General features: G+C 72.0%; 18 protein-coding genes, 1 tRNA gene and 1 pseudogene. 10 read left to right on the top strand and 10 right to left on the bottom strand.

What is annotated here, in order from left to right; genetic code table 11:
- The first annotated feature begins 266 nt into the window (after positions 1-266).
- Positions 267-767, top strand: a pseudogene (locus MFF56_RS20615) (hypothetical protein).
- Between the two features lie 132 nt (positions 768-899).
- Here the strand turns inward: MFF56_RS20615 and MFF56_RS20610 are convergent.
- The 3 genes from MFF56_RS20610 to MFF56_RS20600 form a co-directional block, all read right to left on the bottom strand.
- On the bottom strand, positions 900-1,037 hold the full coding sequence (locus tag MFF56_RS20610) for a hypothetical protein (protein WP_238230709.1): 138 nt from the start codon (positions 1,035-1,037) through the stop codon (positions 900-902).
- Between the two features lie 939 nt (positions 1,038-1,976).
- Complete coding sequence (locus MFF56_RS20605) at positions 1,977-2,306, bottom strand: hypothetical protein (RefSeq protein WP_238230706.1); 330 nt, start codon at positions 2,304-2,306, stop codon at positions 1,977-1,979.
- Positions 2,306-3,271, bottom strand: coding sequence for a hypothetical protein (locus tag MFF56_RS20600; RefSeq protein WP_238230704.1), 966 nt, complete (start codon positions 3,269-3,271; stop codon positions 2,306-2,308). Before MFF56_RS20600 ends, MFF56_RS20605 begins: the two co-directional genes overlap by 1 nt.
- A gap of 455 nt (positions 3,272-3,726) precedes the next feature.
- Here MFF56_RS20600 and MFF56_RS20595 point away from each other — a divergent pair, with 455 nt between their 5' ends.
- From MFF56_RS20595 to MFF56_RS20575, 5 genes are all read left to right on the top strand, one after another.
- Entirely contained in the window at positions 3,727-4,011 is a 285-nt protein-coding gene (locus MFF56_RS20595; protein WP_238230702.1) for a hypothetical protein, read from the top strand.
- Positions 4,008-5,132, top strand: a complete 1,125-nt coding sequence (locus MFF56_RS20590) for a hypothetical protein (RefSeq protein ID WP_238230701.1) — start codon at positions 4,008-4,010, stop codon at positions 5,130-5,132. Before MFF56_RS20595 ends, MFF56_RS20590 begins: the two co-directional genes overlap by 4 nt.
- Before the next feature lie 267 nt (positions 5,133-5,399).
- Positions 5,400-5,669, top strand: a complete 270-nt coding sequence (locus MFF56_RS20585) for a hypothetical protein (RefSeq protein ID WP_238230699.1) — start codon at positions 5,400-5,402, stop codon at positions 5,667-5,669.
- Between the two features lie 3 nt (positions 5,670-5,672).
- Positions 5,673-6,521 carry an HIRAN domain-containing protein gene (locus tag MFF56_RS20580; protein ID WP_238230697.1) on the top strand — a complete coding sequence of 283 codons (849 nt, stop codon included), beginning with the start codon at positions 5,673-5,675 and terminating at the stop codon, positions 6,519-6,521.
- 366 nt (positions 6,522-6,887) lie between these two features.
- A complete protein-coding gene (locus MFF56_RS20575; RefSeq protein ID WP_238230696.1) occupies positions 6,888-8,351 on the top strand; it encodes a site-specific integrase in 1,464 nt (487 codons plus the stop codon).
- Between the two features lie 91 nt (positions 8,352-8,442).
- On the opposite strand, the gene MFF56_RS20570 is transcribed toward MFF56_RS20575, so the two are convergent.
- Both MFF56_RS20570 and MFF56_RS20565 read right to left on the bottom strand, forming a co-directional pair.
- Positions 8,443-8,519 (bottom strand) — tRNA-Pro (locus tag MFF56_RS20570).
- Between the two features lie 91 nt (positions 8,520-8,610).
- Positions 8,611-9,369 carry a 4'-phosphopantetheinyl transferase family protein gene (locus MFF56_RS20565; protein ID WP_238230695.1) on the bottom strand — a complete coding sequence of 253 codons (759 nt, stop codon included), beginning with the start codon at positions 9,367-9,369 and terminating at the stop codon, positions 8,611-8,613.
- A gap of 132 nt (positions 9,370-9,501) precedes the next feature.
- On the opposite strand from MFF56_RS20565, the gene ligA reads away from it, so the two are divergent.
- Positions 9,502-11,997 (top strand): NAD-dependent DNA ligase LigA, encoded by a 2,496-nt coding sequence (ligA, locus tag MFF56_RS20560; RefSeq protein ID WP_238230721.1) that lies wholly within the window; start codon positions 9,502-9,504, stop codon positions 11,995-11,997.
- A 49-nt stretch (positions 11,998-12,046) separates the two neighbouring features.
- Positions 12,047-12,613: a sugar O-acetyltransferase gene (locus MFF56_RS20555; protein WP_066919911.1), complete on the top strand. Its 567-nt coding sequence runs from the start codon at positions 12,047-12,049 to the stop codon at positions 12,611-12,613.
- A gap of 208 nt (positions 12,614-12,821) precedes the next feature.
- Here the strand turns inward: MFF56_RS20555 and MFF56_RS32150 are convergent, their stop codons facing one another.
- Genes MFF56_RS32150 through MFF56_RS20535 form a run of 5 tightly spaced genes read right to left on the bottom strand, consistent with a single transcriptional unit; the run spans position 12,822 to position 17,474 of the window.
- The gene (locus MFF56_RS32150; RefSeq protein ID WP_280949061.1) at positions 12,822-12,953 is read right to left on the bottom strand and encodes a hypothetical protein; all 132 of its coding nucleotides are present in this window, start codon (positions 12,951-12,953) and stop codon (positions 12,822-12,824) included.
- A 59-nt stretch (positions 12,954-13,012) separates the two neighbouring features.
- Entirely contained in the window at positions 13,013-14,125 is a 1,113-nt protein-coding gene (locus MFF56_RS20550; RefSeq protein ID WP_238230694.1) for a GNAT family N-acetyltransferase, read from the bottom strand.
- Complete coding sequence (locus tag MFF56_RS20545; protein ID WP_238230693.1) at positions 14,125-15,474, bottom strand: lipopolysaccharide biosynthesis protein; 1,350 nt, start codon at positions 15,472-15,474, stop codon at positions 14,125-14,127. Before MFF56_RS20545 ends, MFF56_RS20550 begins: the two co-directional genes overlap by 1 nt.
- A gap of 57 nt (positions 15,475-15,531) precedes the next feature.
- Positions 15,532-16,416: an SGNH/GDSL hydrolase family protein gene (locus MFF56_RS20540; protein ID WP_066926794.1), complete on the bottom strand. Its 885-nt coding sequence runs from the start codon at positions 16,414-16,416 to the stop codon at positions 15,532-15,534.
- A complete protein-coding gene (locus tag MFF56_RS20535; RefSeq protein ID WP_066926792.1) occupies positions 16,383-17,474 on the bottom strand; it encodes an OpgC family protein in 1,092 nt (363 codons plus the stop codon). Before MFF56_RS20535 ends, MFF56_RS20540 begins: the two co-directional genes overlap by 34 nt.
- A gap of 173 nt (positions 17,475-17,647) precedes the next feature.
- On the opposite strand from MFF56_RS20535, the gene MFF56_RS20530 reads away from it, so the two are divergent.
- Positions 17,648-17,935, top strand: coding sequence for a hypothetical protein (locus MFF56_RS20530; RefSeq protein ID WP_066926790.1), 288 nt, complete (start codon positions 17,648-17,650; stop codon positions 17,933-17,935).
- Positions 17,936-18,001: 66 nt separating this feature from the next.
- Positions 18,002-19,069 carry a M23 family metallopeptidase gene (locus MFF56_RS20525; RefSeq protein WP_066926788.1) on the top strand — a complete coding sequence of 356 codons (1,068 nt, stop codon included), beginning with the start codon at positions 18,002-18,004 and terminating at the stop codon, positions 19,067-19,069.
- Positions 19,070-19,106: the final 37 nt, after the last annotated feature.

Genomic DNA, 19,106 nt, shown 5'->3' with positions numbered 1-19,106 from the left:
ATGCCGGTCCGTCCACATCTGCTCTCTCCTCCGTCCTGCCAGACGGATCGTGTATTGGTGACACGAGACAGATGGGGACGGCCGGCGGAGGACCTCAAACAGGCTCTTAGGAGACGACATCGTGAAACCCTTACGCGAGCCCCAGACCGACTGACCCCTGGAGCGCCGCCACGTGCCGAGCCTCCGCCATCCGCGAGGCTCACGTGTCACGCCATCTCTTTGTTTTCGATACCCATTTTGGGCACGTCGCAATCCTCTCGCCGAGGATGTCGATCCTACGCCCGTTCGCTTCCATCGAGGAGCACGACGAGACGCTGATCGCGCGATGGAACGCCGCCGCGCACCTCGACGACACCGTCTGACACCTCGGAGACTTCTGCTACCGCTGCAGCGAGAACTACGCCCGGTCCGTCTTCTCCCGCCTTCGTGGCCGTCGCCGCTTCCTCGTCCGGGGCAACCACGACAAGATCGGCGCACGCCTGCCCTGGGACGGCATCCTCGACGTCACCCGTGTGGTCGTCCAGGACCCGGACTGCGCGCCTCAGGGCCTCTGGCTGAGCCATTACGCGCACCGGGTCTGGCCGCGCATGCACTACGGCGACCTACATCTCTATGGGCATTCCCACGGCAGCCTGCCGGGCACGGACGCCAGCACCGACGTCGGCGTCGATTGCTTCGGCTTCCGCCCGGTCACGCTCGACGATGTCCGCGTGAGGCTCGCCGAGAACGTACAATTTAGCGCAGAGCCCCATCAGCTTGACCGGTAAAAGGCTGCTTCCGCCCGCAGGCAGCGTCGGCACGGGCCTGCGCGTCGGCCCGGTCGAAGGTGTCCGCATTTTCGGACAGTTGCTGTCCGAACGCGAGGGCGGACTCCTCGTTTTCCGCCGCGACCGCTCGGCCTAGATGGCCCGCGCCTTCCAGCCGTCCCGCGCCGCGAGCGTCTGACCGTGCTCGGCCGCGACGCCCCGGTCGTAAACGCATCCGTAGGAGACGGCGACGGCGATGGCGATGGCCAAAACGGAGAAACGCTCATCCACGCAACGGGCTCAAGAGACAATAGGCCCTAATATCCGTCGGAGATTGTATTAACTTGCGAATGAAAGCTGATGTTTGCCAGCATTTCGTAAGAAAATTCCTATATCGCCCGCGAAATTGATTTTCTTTCGATGAATAGGTTCCTGACCCGCAAAACATCACTATAGTGCGGGTCAGGAACCCTTATCCGTGCGCACGAGGGCACGGTACGGCCTCGATGGTCGCGCTTAGCGCTAGCAGCGGTTCATCTGTGCAGATACACAGAACCTTCACCTTTCAGAGAAAGCCATGCTGCTCGAGATTCACGATTTTCACTCCGCCTCAGACATCTGTCAAGACTCAAATTTATTGGGTAGTTAATTTTGTATTTCGTATATGATTATTCCAGCAGACTTGCTCGAAAGGACAAAAAGTTGATCGCCTAGTCGCCGTCGCGGTCACACTGAAGTTTTGTCCGGAGATCCGGATCGTCCCTGCCAAACCCAGCAAGAGATGAGTCCGCCGGATTTCCGGCGCTTACCGCTGCCGCTGTGGCCCCCTCCGCCGCTAGCAAGCTCGACGAGATTGCGCAGCTTCAGGACGGGCTGGAGCGGCTCGACGTGGCGGACGCCGCGGATCGTCGTCTGCCTGTCAATGTGGCGCGCGATCGGCTCCGGCATGCGCCGCCGGAGCAGCGCGACCTCGTCCGGCGTCAGTCAGTGGAGGCACGCCCGGCGCGCCGGCGACAGGCCGTCGACGCCTTCCTCATCGTCATGGGAAACGTAGCGGAACACGACCCACTCGTCCCCGGGCGGCCCCGGGGGCAGGAGCAGGGCCGCCTCAGCGCGGGCATCGGCGACCTCGGGCGCGGTAGTCTGGGATCGGACGCGCAGCCCGAAGCAGAAGCCTGGCGACCTCCCAGGCCAGGATGGTGGCGATGGCGGTGGCGAGATGGGCGAGCATCAGGCGCCCCCCGGGGCGTAGTGCTCCGGACCGAGCTCGAACTGCTCACCCATCCGCGTGGCGAGCCACTGGTAACGGCGCTGGCCACCGACCGCCGTGATCCGGAGTTCGTGCCGGGGCTGCCCCTCGATGTCGACGGAATTGAGCAGGGCGCCGGATCTGTCCCTGCGGGCGTTCCAGAGCGTCCAGGCCCGCTTGGGGTTGGCCCCGAGGATCGCCCGCAGGGCCTCGGTCGCCTCGGCGTCGAGGGCATCCTGGGACGCGGTGTAGACCAGGGCGTCCACGGTAAAGAGGTCGCCCTGCCAGGGGGATTCGATGCGCTTGGCCATCACGCCTGCTCCCCGTAGATGCGGCGCAGGAACTCCGGCCGGACCTGGCGCCGATGGCGCCACACCGCGGCCAGGGCGTGCGTCGCCTCGATGATGCTGAGCTCCGGCAGGGCGGCGAGGACGTGGCCCGTGTGCGAGTGGGCCTTGGACCACCCGACGCCGTTCTCAATAGACGCCATGTCGCCGTCCAGGTCCGAGAGGATCTGCGTCGCGTAGTGCACCGCCCGGCGGACGTCCTCGTCCTCGGCCTTAGCCAGCCAGTCCGCGTGCGACTGGTCGGAGGCGACGCGGGCCTTGACGGCTTCGATGGCCGCGTCGACCTCAGCGACCATCTCGCGGGCCAGCTTGGCCGCCGCCGCTCGGGGCGCCCCGCCGGGGCCGGGCTTCTCCGCCAGCAGCGCGGCGGCGACGTCGCGCTTCCGCCGGCTCCAGGCCCATCCCTTCACGCGGAGGGACTGCTGCAGGGCCTCCATGTCGGCACGCCGGGCGTCACCGTTTAGCTGGGCTTCAAGCTCGGCTTCCCGGGCGCGGCGCGTCTCGGCCTCGGCGATGCGGACGTCGTCGGCGGCAAGGGCGGCCTCGGCCGCGGTGATGGCGTCGAGGGAGACCTGGTCGCCCTGCGAGGGGTCTTCCCAGCAGACGGGCTGGACTTGCCCGCCCGAACGCTCGGCGGTGCCCCATGAATAGCCCGCTTCATAGAGGGGGCCCTTCGCCAGTCGAAAGGCGCGCGTGTACCGGGCCGGATCGCCGTCGCCGACCCAGAAGCCCCGTTCGCCGCGGCCGGTCCGGACGGTGCGGAGGCGGCGCCACGTGAGACCCAGTCCGGCGAGCGGTATGGCGGCCCCGAGGGGCGCGGGAGCCGCCGGGGCGGCGTCGGGAGCGCCCCGGGACGCGGCGACGGCGGCGGCCAGAACCGGGAGGACGACCCCGGCGAAGGCGATGGCGAGGATGAGGAGGGAGAGCACGGCGAAACCCTTCACGAGTTGGCAACGAGGGTAAGGTGGACCGCTTGACAAGTATTCGCAAGCTTTTGTCGACGGCCAAATTGCTTCGAAAGTCGAAGGATTGGCATCCGAGGTTTGTTGCGAAATGCAACAAACCTCCATGTGTCGATTTCCTCTTGCACTAGGCCGCGACTTTCATACCATCGTTGCCAACGGGAGTCGCAATAGCGCCTTGCGGTCAACTACTGAGGAAATGATAACTTCGATGGGACCGATTGCCAAAGTATCCCGCGAGGAGGTCCTCGACCTGCTCCGGGACCGCGTGGAGGCCGCTGGGTCGGCCAGCGCGGCCGCCCGCTCGCTGGGGGTGTCCCCGGCGTATCTCATTGACGTGCGCGCCCGCCGGCGCCCGCCGGGCCGGCGCATCCTCGCTGGCCTCGGACTGGAGACGGTTGTCGTCCCCATGGAGGCCGCCCGTGCGTAACCCCCACCTCGATGACGAGGATATCGCGTCGCTCCCCGACTTTCTGAGACATCTCCTGGCCGACGAGAGGCAAGCGGCCGGCCCGGCCTACAACCGCCGCGCCGTCCGCGCCCCGGTCGAGCCGCTGCCGTCGGAGATGCCCCCGGCCGCGCCGGTCGACGCCCGCCCCGTCGCGCAAGTCCGCACGGTTCCGACGGCGCCCCAGGTCCCGACCCGGCGCCCCGTGCGCATGCCCGACGCCGATCCCCGCCGCCCCTCGCAGGGGTCACTCCTATGAGCGACGGGGTCTACAGCATCGACATCGCGGTCCGCGCCATGCCGGCGGCGTCGCTCGTCGCGCGGATCGTGGATTCGTACGGCGCCGACGCCGCGGCAGAACGCTGGGCCTGGCTGGGCGAGCGGACAATTTCGACGCTCGCCCAGAAGGGACGCGCCCAGGCCGGCGACGTCGCGCCCCGCCGCGCCGGGGGGCGCCCCATGGCCTGCTCGGAAATCGACGCGGCCGTGGCCATCGAGTCCGGCTTCGCCCTCGGGAGCGCGTCGCGCGGCATCCGCGCCGCCGGCATCACCGTCTCATATCAAGGCGTGTATTCTCGCAGGGGCCTGACGCCCCCCATGATCTCCCCAGCCGAGCGGGGCATCGCCTCGGCGCTAGCCGGTGCTGCCCGTCGCGGCGACGCCAAGGCGACCGCGGCCTGGGAGTCCCGCCTCGCCTTCGAGGCCGCCGTCGGTTCCGTCGTCCGCGCGGCGCTGGCCCTCGTCCCCGAACAGCCCGCCACCGGCCGTTACGTCTTCCCACCGGCCGCCGCCGCGCTGGCCGAGGCGCTCCGGGACCAGGACCCGGGCGCCGTCGCCGCCGTCTTCCCGGCGCTCGCCGAGATCGCGCAGGCCGAGCCCGAGCCTACCGCCATCGAACCGCCCCCGATCCTGGAGACCCGAGCCATGCCCCGCCATCGCCTTCTCCCGCCCGACGCCGTCCTTCTCGCCGAGCGTGCCAAGGGCCGGAAGATCGCGCAGATCGCCGCCGATTGGGGTGTCTCGGTCCAGGCTGTCTACGCGCACCTGCGCCGCCTCGACATCGCCGTTCTCTCCGCCCCGACCAAGGCACCCCCGCCCAAGCCGCAGATCCGCCGTCTCCTCGCCGTCCCGCCGCCCGGCCGCCTATCCGCCGGGGACCTCGCCCTCGCGGTCGAGCTAGCGCGGCGCAAGGGGATCACGCCGGCCGCGGCCGTCGAGTTCGTCCGTGCCGACGTCGCCCAAGTCCGGCCCGTCGCGCCCGATCTGCCACCTGCCGGATTTCCGGCGCCGCGCATGTCCCCCGCGCTGACCGACTGGTTCCAAGCGCTGGCCGACGGTCGCGACCTTCCCGAGCTCGAAATGGAGGACTTCAATGTCTGAGGCCCGCTCCACCGCCCGGCCCGTGCCGACCCCCGACGCTGAGGCTCCCGCCGAGCGCGACATCGACATCATCGCCCGCATTGGAGAGGCAATGCACGGTCCGCTTTGGATCGGGAAGACCGCCCCCCTCATGGGTGAGACGCACCAGGCCGTCCGGAGGTGGCTCGCAGGCCAAGGGGCACCGCCGCCCTATTCTGTCCCGTGGCTGAAGGATGCTGCCCGGCGTCACGCCGCCCGCGTACTGCGCGCAGTCGGGGATGAGACGCCATGAGCAGCCTCGACACGCCCCCGCCCGCCGCTCGCGGGAACAAGGGCCCCCGCCTCGACGAGACGAACTACGAGCAGTTGGAGCGGATCGGACGCGCCCTGCATGGCGACCGTTGGCACGCCAAATTGGCCAACGACCTCGGTGAGAGCGAGCGCGACGCGCGCCGTTGGCGGGCGGGTCAAGGTCAGCCCTCCGACGAGATCCTTCGTCAGGCGCGCTGGTATTTGCGCGAGTACATCAAAATCCTCCAGCGCATCGTCGAGGAATAGCCGATGAGCGATTTCCCCTTTGAACTCCCGGGCGTCGTCCTCCTGGAGGGCGTCGACGCCGCCATCGAGGCCGACCGCATCCACGCCGGCGAGCCCTGGGCCGGGTGCGAGATCGCGGGCCTGCAGTTCTACGACTACTCGACGGAGGGACTGGACGGCGATCCCGTCCGCCCCCGCGCCGGCGACCGGCTGGTCCTCGTCCGGGCGCCGGACAACGAGCACGATGGGAACGCCGTCGAAGTTTGGTGGCGCAACGATATCAGGCTCGGTCATCTCCCCCGGGGCGTCGCCCGCGAGGTCGCCCCGCACATGGATGCCGGGGCACCGCTCCGGGCTTACGTCATCGACCCCGGCACCGGGGAAGCGTGGACCGCCCGGGCGCTCCTCGTCGGCCCCGCCGTCGGCGACCTGCACGGGAAGCTGATCGCGCACGCGACCGCGCAGGCCCTCGACGAATGGCGCTGGGGTGAGCGTCTCGCCGAGATGCGCCGCGAGGGCGATAGCCGAATTCGCGCCGAGCGGTTCGAGAAGCGGCTGAAGCTCGCCCGGGCGGCGAGGCTCGCGCAGGCCGTCAACGCGTTCTCCGCGCACCTGCCGCCCGAGCCCATCGACGAAGCCCGCCTGCCGCCGGCCGGCAAGTGCGTCGAACTCTTCGACATCGCCCATGCGGTCGGTTGCTCGCGCTCGACCGCCCGACGCCTCGCCGAACGGGCCGGCGCCCGCGTCCAGGTCTCGATGCGGGGATGGCACGCGACAAGCTCGACTGTCGTCGTCACCGACGAGCTCAGGACAGTTCTGGCCGAGTGGGCCTCCCGGCCGCGGCGCCGGGTGACCGTCACGGAGCTCGTCTGACGTCCGGGACCGGCACGGCCACGACCTTAACCACGGCAATCGAACCGGCTTGTTTGCGACCAAACATTTTGGGACTCTGCCCGCGATGACCACGACTTACGAGATTACCGCCTCCACCGACGTCTGGCGCGATGTCTCCGACGGGCTCTCTTGGGCGCTTCAGGGCGCCGACCTGGACCTGCCTCTGTCGCTGGCGGACGCCCTGTGGGCGCCGGAGTGCCAAGGCCTCTACGGCGCGCCCGGCTACACGGTACCCCAGCTTCGGGGTGCCGTCGGCCGGGGCGAGCTCGCATGCGTGCGTCGCGGTCGTCTCGTGATGGTGACGCGCAGGGGCCTGCGCGCATGGAGGCAGGGAGAGGGAGGGGGATGGCGCGACGACCAGGAACGACAGCCAAGCGACGAAAGACCCCGCGCAAGCTCGGCGTCGGAGGCAGGGGCGAGCCCTACGCCTGGTACCGCGAGGGCCGCGTCGGAACCGACGGCATCGAGCGCGGCGGCGTCTGGGTCGTCATGCACAACCGGAAGCAGGTCGCTAGCACTGGCATCGGCCTTGGCGAAGGCGCGGAGCGCAAAGAGAACGAGCGCAAGGTCCTAGCGGTCCTCCAGGACTACAAGGACGCCATCGCCATCCAGGCGACCGCCAACGTCGAGGTCCGGAAGGGCCGGAACGCGCGCGAGGTCACGGTCGCCGAGGTCCTCAGCCGGTACCTGGACGCGAAGCGCGGCGTGCTCGACCCGGCGACGGGCGAGTACCGGGGCGGCGTCGCGCGCCACGAGGAGCTCGCCCAGCGCGTGTTCGCGCTTCTGGAGTGGTGGGGGGAGCGGACCCTGGCCGACGTCGACAGCGTGACGTGCGGGCAGTACGTGGCCTCCCGCGTCGGCCAGCCGTGGAAGACGCACGCCCGGCTCGGCACAGGCAAGGACGGCGTGCCCGCCCGCCGGGGCTACTCCAAGCCTACGAAGCAGCGCGTCGTCTCGGCCGGCGGCCCGCGACGCGAACTTGAGGACCTCCGCGCCGCCGTGAACCTGGCCATCAAGGACAGCCTGACGCGGGACACCGTCAGCGTCACGCTGCCGCCGAAGGGCCAGGAGAGGGACAGGTGGCTGCGGCGGGGCGAGGCGGCCCGCCTGCTTTGGCGTGCCTGGCGGAAGCGCGAGGTCCAGACCATCGCGTCGGGTCCCAGGAAGGGCGAGACCTACGTTATGCCTCGGCGACCGGCGTGGCACCTCGCGCGCTTCATCGTGGTGGCGCTCCGGACCGGCACGCGGTCGGGCTCGATCTGCGGCGCCAGCTTCGTGAAGGAGGTCGGCAAGCCTTGGATGGAGCTCACGACCGAGACGACGGTCGAGGAACGCGTCGAGACCCGGACCATCGACGGCGAGGTGTTCGAGAGGCGGGTGCAGGTGCCCACGATCAAGCGGGTGGCGATCTTCCACCGGAAGGCGCTCGGGACGCAGGAGCGGGACAACAAGCGCGCCCCGACGGTCCGGATGCCCGATTCGCTCGTCAACCATCTGTGGCGCTGGCACCACACCCTCGGGCAGACGTACGTCGTCGAGTTCGAGGGCAAGCCGGTTGGGTCGACGAAGAAGTCGTTCGCCAACTTGGTCTGGGAGGAGGGCCTGGGCGACGACGTCGTGCGGCACAGCCTCCGGCACACGGCGGTGACGTGGGGCATGCAGGCCGGGGTCCCGATCTGGGAGCTCGCCGGGTACGTCGGGATGTCGGTCGAGATGATCGAACGCCGCTACGGGCACCACTCGGCGAAGCACATGGAAGGTGCGCGCGAGGCCCTGGGCCGGCGTGGCGGGAAGCGGAAGGCGGCCTGACCGCTCGACGTCGCATCCGACCGATGTTTGGTCGAATGTTTGGTCGGGGAATTCCTCTGCGCCCCGGGAAGGCACTTTGCAGAGGGGAAACTGGTCGGAGTGGCAGGATTTGAACCTGCGACCCCCACGTCCCGAACGTGGTGCGCTACCAGACTGCGCTACACTCCGAAGGCCGGTCAGCGCCGGCGAGCGGGTGTATAGCCGCGGGCTCGCCGCACCGCAAGCGGACTTCCGCGATCTCGTGCGAGAATCTTCGCCGTCAGCGGAGAAGACCGGGCCAACCCACTGGGAGGGCTCGTAGAACCGGAAAATCACCGCTGCCGGCGACCGCGGCGGTGGCGGCGTAGCCGGGGCCCGGATCGAGAGTGCGGAGGGTCCAGTCGCGGGGGCCCTCCGGCATCCTCAGGATGCGGGGCGGGGCGGGTGGAAGCGTGACGCTGAAACGGTCGAGGGGTAGGGCGAGACCGGCGCCGAGCGCCTTCACCACCGCCTCCTTACGGGTCCACAGGCCGAAGAACGCGCCCTCGCGCGCGTGCGCTGGCGTCCGTGCCAGAGCCTCGGCCTCGTCGGGCGCGAAATGCTCGCGGGCGATGCGGAGCGCGTCGGGCAGCGGCCGGACCCGCTCGACATCGACGCCGATGGGATGGCGCGCCGAGAGCCCGACGAGAGCGAGCCCGCCCGAGTGCGAGAGGTTGAATGCGAGGCTCGCCCGCGTCGCGCCGGCGAGTTCCGGTTTTCCGTTCGGCCCCGCCGAGAAGGCAAGGCCGCGCGGATCGGTCCCGAGAGCGCGGCCGACGACCAGCCGCAGGGCCGCGTGGCTGGCGCGGTAGCGGTCCCGATCCTCCGATCTCAGGAAGCGGCCGGCACGGGCACGCTCGTCCGCCGACAGCACCGCGTCGCAGGCCGCCAGGGCGGACGGCGGCAGGGCGAGGTCGACGAGCCAGACGACGGTGGCTGTGCCCGCTCCGGGTTCCGCCACCTCCCAGCCGGCCGCAAGCGCTGCGAACGGGACCGTCATCGCACCGCGCGAACCATGCGGCAGTCCTCCCGAGCGGGCGCGGGGAAAAGACGTGGATGCGGGGCGCCCCGGTCGCCATCCCCGGCCACCATGCGATAGAAGCGCCTGCCCACCCACAACCCAGCCGCGATGATGCCGAACTCCGCCGCGAACGCCAGCGCGAACATCGAGGACGCCGACCTGCCCGGAACCGAGGAGGCCGCCCGCGCCGAGCACGCGGCGCTCTCGGAGCGGATCGCCGAGGCCGATCGCCTCTACTATCAGGAGGACGCGCCCGAGATCACGGACGCGGAATACGACCGGTTGCGCCGCCGCCTCGAGGGCATCGAGGCGCGCTTTCCCGATCTCGCCGGCACCGGCGTGGCGAGCGCCTCCGTCGGTGCGAAGCCCTCGGAGAAGTTCGCCAAGGTCCGCCACGCCGTGCCGATGCTCTCTCTCGGCAACGCCTTCGCGGATTCGGAGGTGGAGGAGTTCGTCGCGCGCGTGCGCCGCTTCCTGAACTGGCCGGACGCGGAGCCTCTCGCCTTCACGGCCGAGCCGAAGATCGACGGACTTTCCCTGTCCCTGCGCTACGAGGACGGCGCGCTCGTCACCGCGGCGACGCGCGGCGACGGCGAGGTCGGCGAGAACGTGACCGCCAACGCCCGCACGGTGCAGGACATCCCGGAGCGGCTGACGGGGGCGGGCGTCCCGCCGGTCTGCGAGGTGCGCGGCGAGGTCTATCTCAGCCACGCGGATTTCGCCGCGATCAACGCGCGCCAGGAGGCGCAGGGCAGGCCGCTCTTCGCCAACCCGCGCAACGCCGCCGCCGGGTCGCTCCGCCAGCTCGACCCCGCCATCACCGCGTCCCGCCCCTTGCGCTTCTTCGCCTACGCGTGGGGCGCGGCGGAACCCGCCTTCGAAGGTACACAGTCGGGCGTGATGGAGCGCTTCCGCGCCTGGGGCCTGCCGGTGAACCCGCTCACCCTGCGCTGCACCGACACGGCCGCGATGCTCGCCCATTACCGGCGGATCGAGGCGGAGCGGGCGGATCTCGGCTACGACATCGACGGCGTCGTCTACAAGGTCGACGACCTCGCCCTGCAGCGTCGGCTCGGCTTCGTCTCGCGCTCGCCGCGCTGGGCGCTCGCCCACAAGTTCGCCGCGCAGGAGGCGTTCACGGTGGTCGAGGACATCGTGATCAATGTGGGCCGCACGGGCTCCCTCAACCCGCTGGCCAAGCTCCGCCCGGTCACGGTCGGCGGCGTGGTGGTGTCGAACGCCACGCTCCACAACGAGGGCTACGTCAGGGGCGTCGGCGGCGACGGCGAGCCGATCCGCGAGGGCCGCGACATCCGGGTCGGCGACACCGTGATCGTGCTGCGGGCGGGCGACGTCATCCCGAAGGTGATGGACGTGGTGCTCGACAAGCGGCCCGCGGATTCGCGGCCCTACGCCTTCCCCGAGACCTGCCCGGCCTGCGGCAGCAAGGCGGTGCGCGCCTTCAACCCGCGCACCAAGAAGCCGGATTCGGTGCGCCGCTGCACGGGCGGCCTGATCTGCCCGGCGCAGGGGCTGGAGCGGCTGAAGCACTTCGTCTCGCGCAACGCCTTCGACATCGAGGGCTTCGGAGAAACCTACATCGAGACCCTCTACGAGGACGGGCTTATCCGCCAGCCCGCGGACATCTTCCGGCTCGACTTCGAGGCGGTGCGGGACTCGCTCGCGGCGCGCCGCCGCGCGCTCGCCGACGCGCGCGCCCGGCAGAAGGAGGAGGCGGCGCGCGCCGCCGGCGAGACGGTCCGCCAGCCCAAGAAGGCGGCGCGCAAGGAGGAGCGGGCGCTCGCCATCGAGAACCTGTTCGCGGCGATCGCGGCGCGGCGCAGCGTCGCCCTGCCGCGCTTCATCTTCGGGCTCGGCATCCCGAATGTCGGCGAGGTGACCGCGAAGGAGCTCGCCAAGGTGTTCCCGGACATGCCGGCCCTGATCGCGGCGGTCGACGCGGCCGGTGCCTGCCGCCCGGGTGTCGCGTGGCTGGAACTCGACGCGGTGGAGCGGATCGGCCCGGTGGTGCGCGACGCGCTCCTCGACCGCGTCGCGGAGCGGGCGGAGCAGGGCCTGCCCCCGGAGATCCTCGCGCCCGGCGCCGTGAAGGGTCTCGGCGCGGCCGCGCGCGACAGGCTGGTCGCTGCCTTCGGCGAGGGCGAGGCCCTCGACGAGGCCCTGTCGCGCGCGGCCCGCGAGCGGCCCTGCGACGCCTACCTGCGCTTCGCGGAGGGCGCGAGCGACGTCGGCGATGTGGTGAAGGACGCGCTCATCGACTTCTTCGCCGAGGCGCACAACCGCGACGCCGTCCAGGCGCTGCTCGACGCGGTGCGCACCGAGCGGCCCGAGACGGCCGCGCCCTCCGGCGCCGGCGACCTCGCCGGCAAGATCGTGGTGTTCACCGGCAGCCTGGAGCGGATGACCCGCAACGAGGCGAAGGCGACCGCCGAGCGGATGGGCGCCAAGGTCGCCTCCTCCGTCTCAGGCAACACCGACCTCGTGGTGGCGGGGCCGGGCGCCGGCTCGAAGCTGAAGGAGGCGGAGAAGCACGGCGTCACCGTGCTGACCGAGGCGCAGTGGCTGGAGCGGGTCGGGCAGGCCTGATCCCGCGGCCGCGCGCCGCCACCGATCCCGATTACAACCAGGAGGATGCATGGCCGACTCTTCGGACGGACGTTCCCAGAAGGAGCGGATGCTCGCCGGCGACCTCTACGTCGCCGACGACCCCGAACTCGCCGCCGACAACCGGCGCATCTCGGCGTGGATGGACCGCTACAACGCCAGCCAGACCCTGGGCCAGCCCGAGCGGCAGGCCCTCCTGGAGGAGATGTTCGGCAGCGTCGGCGCGGGCTGCAACATCCGGCCGCCCTTCCACTGCGACTACGGCTACAACATCAGCCTCGGCCGGGGCGTGTTCATGAACCACGGCTGCTGCATCCTGGACGTGGTCCGGGTCAGCATCGGCGACCTGACGCAGATCGGGCCCGGCGTGCAGATCCTGACCGCCGACCACCCGCGCGACCCGGTCCAGCGGCGCCGGATGCTGGAATTCGGGCGCCCCGTGACGATCGGGGCGAATGTCTGGATCGGCGGCGGCGCCATCATCCTGCCAGGCGTGACGGTCGGGGACGACGCGATCATCGGGGCGGGCAGCGTGGTCACCCGCGACGTGCCGGCCGGCGGCGTCGCGGTCGGCAATCCCGCCCGGCTCCGCGGCTAGCACCACTCGCCCGGCACCGAACGCGCGGGTGGGCGCTTCGTCCGGCCGGATCGGGGGTCGGTCGAGCGAACCGCTGCCGGGTCGTCGCAGCCGGTGGAGGGAAACCGGGCGCGACCGCCCGGCCCGCGAGGGCGCGGCGGCGGATTGCGCCACCTCAGCGATCGGGTGCCGCGACCGGGCAACGATCCGTCGCCCCGGATCGCCCGCCTCAGCGCAGGTGGAACGCGATCCAGGCGACCGCGGCGAGCGTCGCCACCAGCAGGAGGGCCCGGCCGATCCCCCTGGCGCGCGGGCGCGCGGCGTGGGACCGGGGCGGGAATGCACGCGGCGACTCGACCATCCCGGGCAGAACGGGCGCGGACGAGGCCCGTTCCCGCGCCGGAGCGGTTCGGGCCCGCCTCAGCGCCGCCGCAGCGCCCGCTTCGCCGCGGCGCGGGCGCGCTGTCCGAGGCGGGCGAGACGGATCCTCAGGTCGAGCGCGGGCCCGCGCGCGTCCGGCGGCAGCGCCACGATCTCCAGCACGGCTTCGCGCTCGGGGTAGAGGTCTTCCAGGGCCGATCCAGGCAGGGCGGCCGAATCGAGACGGTCGGCAAAGCGCGTCTCGTGGCAGGCCCGGACGATTTCCGCCTCCAGCACGAGGCCGGGGGCCTGCGCGCGGCGCGTCTCGTCGTAGGCGGTCTTCAGGAGCGTCGCGGTGCGCCCGTCGGTCAGCGCGAGGCTCACCGCGACCGGCACGCCGTCGAGGGTCAGGCTGTCGGCCCGCGCGCGGACCGGACCGTCCGCCGCCGCGAACAGGGCGCGCGCGAGCCGCGCGGTCTCCGGGCGGCAGGCCATGGCGGTGCCGGCGGCGCCCTTCCAGCCCTGCCGCTCCAGGGCCAGGAAGGCCTCGACTGCGGCCGCCAGGGCGGGGCCGTCGATCGCCGTATCGAGGGCGAGTACCCCGTCCCCGGCGAGCCGACGGGTGCGGCGGCGCAGGTCCTTCAGGCGATTGCTCCTGGGATGGGCGGCCAGGAAGGCGGCGTGGCTCTCGCGCCTGTCGAGCACGGGTCGGTCGAAGGCGGCCACGCTGCCGTGCGACCAGCCGGCCCGGTCGAGCGCGGCGCAGAGCGGCCCGGCCTCGGTGCGGGGCAGCAGCGGCCAGCGCCAGGCGCGGCCCGGGGCGGCGGCCGCGAGCCCCCGGACCAGAGCGTCGTGCGCCTTCGGCGCGTCCGCGGCTATGAGCGGACCCGTCGCCGTGACGAGGGGCGAGGCGAAGGGGACGGCGACGGGCCCGCCCAGGCCGACGAGGTCGCGCCGCAGCCGGAACGGCAGGAGCGCGTCGAGCCGTCGGCCGCGGCCGACGGTGACGAAGGCGAGGTCTCCGGAGACGAGCCCCGCGCGCCGATGCGCCGTCACGACGTGCCGGCTGTAATGCGGGTGGGGCGCGCGGGCGCGCCCGAAGAGGTCGTCCCAGGCGCGCCCGTCGAGGGCGTCGAGCGGCCGGATCGCGACCTCGGGCGCGGACTCGCCCATCAGGACCCGGCGCCCGCCCGCGCGGTCCGGAGGCCTGACCAGATCGGCGTCGCGAGGCCGTGCACGGCGCGGGCGGCGCGGGCCAGCGCCAGGGCGCGCAGGACCGTGGCGGCGGACAGGGCGGCGGCCGCGCCCAGCAGGCCGAGCGCCGGGATCAGCAGGAGGCCGAGCACGATCGCCGCGCCCAGCGCCGCGAGCGTGAGCGCGGCGCAGAGCCGCTCGCCGCCGAGCATGGTCAGAAGGTCCTCGCCCGGCCCGAACAGGCTCGCGGTGACGCTGCCCAGGACCAGCACGGCCAGCACCGGCACACCCGCACCGAAGCCCTCGCCGAACAGGGCCAGCAGCAGCGGTCCTGCGGCGAGCACGGCGAGCCCGGTCGCGAGCGTGGCGGCGGCGGTGGCCTGCGCCTGAAGGCGGACGAGCCGCGCGAGCGCGGCCCGGTCGCCGCGGGCCCCGGCGGCGCTGAAGCGCTGGGCGGTGGCCGCGCTGGCAGCGAACTGCACGAAGGGGACGAATTGCTGCACGCGGGTCGCCGCGAAGTAGACGCCCACCGCCGCGGGCGGCATCAGCAGCCCGAGAAGCAGGACATCGACGAAGCCGAAGGCGGTGGTGGCCAGATCGACGAGCGCGATGGGCAGGCAGGCCCGCAGCCACGCCCGCACGCGGAAGCGGCGCGGTCCCGCCGGAAGCACCCGCCGCAGCCGGCGGGCGACGAGGCATGCCTGGAGCGCCGCGGACACCAGAGCCGCCGACAGCATGCAGGCCATCGCGGTCTCGGCCCGGGGCGGCGCGCCCGCGAGCACCGCGGCTGCCAGCGCCGACACCATGACGAGTTGGCGCAGCAGGTAGGGCGGCAGGATCGCGAGCACGACCCAGTTCTGGCTGCGGGCGACCCCTTCGAGGTAGTCCTGCAGCGCCAGGACGGGCAGCAGGCACGCCGCCAGCGCGAACGGCGCCCCGTACGGTTCGGCGAGCGTTCCGGGGTGCAGCCAAGCGAGGCCGAGGCCGAACAGCGCGGCGACCGCGGACACCGCCAGCGTCAGCAGGACGCCGGCCAGGAGGTAGCCGCGGGCGTGGTCGAGGTCGCCCCGCGCCTGATCGGTCGGCAGGAACCGGCAGGCGCCCTGGGAGAGGCCGAGCGTCAGGGTGTGGCCGAGCATGGCCGTCCAGACCCAGAGGCTCGCGTAGACGCCGTAGCCCTCGAAGCCCATCAGCCGGGCCGCGATCACCTGGGCACCGTAGCCGAGGACCGCCGCCCCGACCCGGATCGCGAAGACGCCGAGCGCGGCGCCGGCGGCGCCGGTCCGCAGGCGCAGCCAGGCCGCGCCCGCAACAGCCGAGACCGTCATGCCCGCTCCACGCGAAGACCCGGCGTCCTCTATGGGGCCGGGCGGCTTGCCGGGCCCTTAACGCGACGGGGCGGGCTGGCCCGCCTGCTGGGCCGGCGCCTCGCGGGATCCGCCCTCCTGCTGCAGGAGCGAGAGCGTGATCGCCCGGGTGACGTGCTCGGCCATGCAGCGCAGGCCGAGATCGTTGAGGCGGAACTGGCGGCCCAGCATGTGGCCCTCGCCCTTGTCGGCGCGGCCCGCGAGGTAGCGCATCGCCTCGTAGCGCTGGACCAGCGGCACGTGCTCGCGAGCGGCGATCTCGCGTACCGTGCGCACCACGTCGTTGTAGTAGGCGTCGTCGGCGAGGCTCGCGGTGTATTGCGGATCGACCAGCACCACGTCGATGTCGTGCGACTTGATCCAGCGCACGGTGTCGTCGAGGGCATCCGAGAAGGCCGAGAGCTCGACCCGGGCGAGCGCGTCGTGGGTGCCGACCTGCCAGACCACGAGGTCGGGCTCGAGTTCCGCCACCATGCTGCGCAGGCGCTCGGCCGCGCCCGAGGCGATCTCGCCCTGCAGCCCGCGCGCCTCGACCTCGACGTCGACGTCCGGAAGCGAGCGCTCCAGCGCCGTCTCCAGCTTGACCGGGTAGGTCGCCGAGGCCCCGAGCCCGGCCGAGATGCCGCCGATCGAGAGCACCCGGACCGGGCGCTTCTCCTTCAGGGCCGCCTTCACGGCCCGGAGCTTGGCGAGCGTGTAGAGCTGCGAGCCCGGCACCCGGCACTCGGGCGAGAGGCTGGCATCGCCGGCCTCCGCGCTGGTCGGAGGCGAGATCACCGTCGGGGCGGGCCTCGGCACGGGCTGGGGCGCCGGCTCCTCGGCCCGCGCGCTCGCCGCCGCGAAGAGCAGCGCCGCGACGAGGAGCGGTCTCAGACCCGGGGGCGCGGTTTGCGGGAGCGCCATTCGACGAACCATGCGGTGAAGCCCATCGCGAGCAGGCCGAGGCAGAGGATGGTGAGGTCGATCAGGAGGCCGCCCCCCGTCCAGAAACGCAGGAGCTGCCCGCCCAGGCTCAGGAGCGACCCCATCGAGAACACGGCCAGGGAATTCCGGCCGAGGCGTGCGAGGTAGCCGGCGACCGGCCCGATCCGCGGGGCAAGGAACCCGTAGACGGCGCGGAACGCCAGCAGCACGCCCAGGAAGTGTATCAGTCGCGCGGGCGTGAGGTAAGTTTTGTCGAAGGTGAACAGCAGCCGCGGCTCGGGAACCCGTAACGGATCGGGCCGAATCTCAAGCACCGCGAGGGCGATGCCGAATAAGACCAGCGCAACGCCCGCCGGCATCAGTCGGCGCGACCAGCGCGCGAGGGTGTCCGACTCGCGATTCCAGTCCTGCAGCACGAAGCCGAGGACGAGGAGGAATTGCCAGCACAGCGGATTGAAGAACCAGTCTCCCTCGCCCGGCCAGGAGGGCAGGTTCCACTCCTCGATGAGGCTGAGCAGATAGAGGCCGCCGGAGAAGACGAGCGCCGCGGTCCGGCTCTCCCGGGCGATCAGGACGAAGACGGGGGCGATCCCGAGCAGCACCACGTAGAGCGGCAGGATGTTGAAGAAGCCGAGCTGGTGCGTGAGCAGCGCGACGCCGACGATCGTCTGGATCGGGTCGGCGAAGAAGGTGCCGGCGTTGTGCCACTCGAGGATCAGGGGGTTGTCGAGCACGAGCGCGGTCCCGGCGATGGTGGCCAGCGCCAACAGCATCACGGTGAGTTGCGCGCGATAGACCTCGATCGTCCGCGAGAGGAGACGAATCACCGTGCGCCCGCGCGGCTCGGGGTGGCCGTCGCGCCCGCGGGTGGCGATCCCGATCGACCATCCGGCCAGGAACACGAACAGCTCGGCCGCGTCCGAGATGCCGTACTGCGAGTAGGTGTAGCGCTCGAACGTGTTGCCCGGCACGTGGTTGATGAAGATCGTCACCAGGGCGAGGCCGCGCCAGAAGTCGATCGCGTTCGGGTCCCGCATCGCGGTGGCGGCTCCGGGGGTGTCTAGAGGGCACGGGCGCGGAAGGCGCGTCCTGATACGGTGACGGCGGCGATCTGCAAAGGTCGGGCGCGCCCGGACCGCGCGCTGGCGCGCACGTTCCGGCGAACCGGCGCCGTTCTGCCGCGTTGGGGGCGCGAAAGGAGAATCTTCCGATGGTCCACTCAGTGCTGTCCCGTGGGCACCGCGCCCGCACCCTCATGATCCTGGCGATCCTCGCCGCCCCGGGCGGCGCCTGGGCGCAGGCCCAGACCGGTACCGGCGGCGGCCCGACGTCGACGGTCACGGCGCCGAACGCCTCCTCGGTCGGCCGCGTGATGCCCCGCCCCGGCTCGGGCGGCGTCGAAGCGGACGACCGGATGGACCGGTCCGAGCGGACGCCGATGATGAAGACCGACGACAAGATCCAGAAGGGCATCTGCATCGGCTGCGGCGCGAAATAGACCCTCCCGGCCATATCGGCACGGCGATGGGTTGCGCCGGGAGGTCGCCTTCGGGCTAGTGGCGGCATGACGAGCCGTACCCCAACCCGCACGATCCGCCGCGCGCAGGGCCGGATCCTCCGGGCGCCCTTCGCCCTCCTGCTCGCCGCGCTCGCCGTCGGCACCGCGCGGGCGGAGGAGGCGCGCGCGCCCGCGATCAGCCTTCACCTCCCGCTCGCCTGCGAGCCGGGCCGAACCTGTTTCGTGCAGCACTACGTCGATCGCGACGCGGGCCCGGGCGCGCGCGACTACGCCTGCGGCAGCCGCACCTACGACGGGCACAACGGCACGGATTTCCGCGTGCGCACCGGGGCGGAGGCGCGGGGCAGGGCGGGGCTCGTGCTCGCCGTGGCGCCGGGCCGCGTCCTGCGGGTGCGCGCGGACATGGCGGACGGGCGCGTGCGCGGAGCCGACGCCGCCGAGATCAAGGGCGCCGAGTGCGGCAACGGGCTCGTCGTCGCCCACGCGGACGGCTGGGAGAGCCAGTACTGCCACATGGCCCGGAACAGCCTCGTGGTGCGCCCGGGCGACACGGTCGCGGCCGGGCAGCCGCTCGGTCAGGTCGGGCTCTCGGGGATGACGGAGTTCCCCCACCTCCACCTCACGCTCCGGCACGGCGGGCAGGTGGTCGATCCCTTCGCCCCGGGATCGCCGGCCGATGCCTGCGATCCGGCGGCGCCCGGCCGCGGCGGCACGCTGTGGGAGCCGAAGGCGGCCGCCCTCCTGGGCTATCAGGCGGGCAGCGTCCTCAACGCGGGCTTCGCCGACGGGCCGGTGAGCATGGAGGGCGTCGAGACCGACACGCTGCGCGTGCCCGGCGCGGATTCGGGGGCGCTCGTCGCCTACGTGCGGGCGATCGGGCTGGAAACGGGCGACGTGCAGAGCCTCGTCCTCACCGATCCGGCCGGCGCGGTCGTCGCGCGGAGCGTCCAGCCCGCCCTGGAGCGCCCCCGCGCCCAGTCGCTGCTCTTCGTCGGGCGCAAGCGCCCGGCCGAGGGCTGGCCCGCCGGCGCCTACACCGCGCGCTTCCAGGTGGAGAGGGCCGGCCGCGTCGCGCTGGAGAAGACCTTCGGCCTCGCCCCGCGCGCGCCGTGAGCCCGCGACGGATTTGACTTCGTACCGGGAAAGAGGA

The organism is Methylobacterium hispanicum (assembly GCF_022179285.1).
Lineage (GTDB): Bacteria > Pseudomonadota > Alphaproteobacteria > Rhizobiales > Beijerinckiaceae > Methylobacterium > Methylobacterium hispanicum.
Note: the sequence above shows the minus strand (reverse complement) of the source record. Positions and strands in the feature narration are given on the sequence as shown.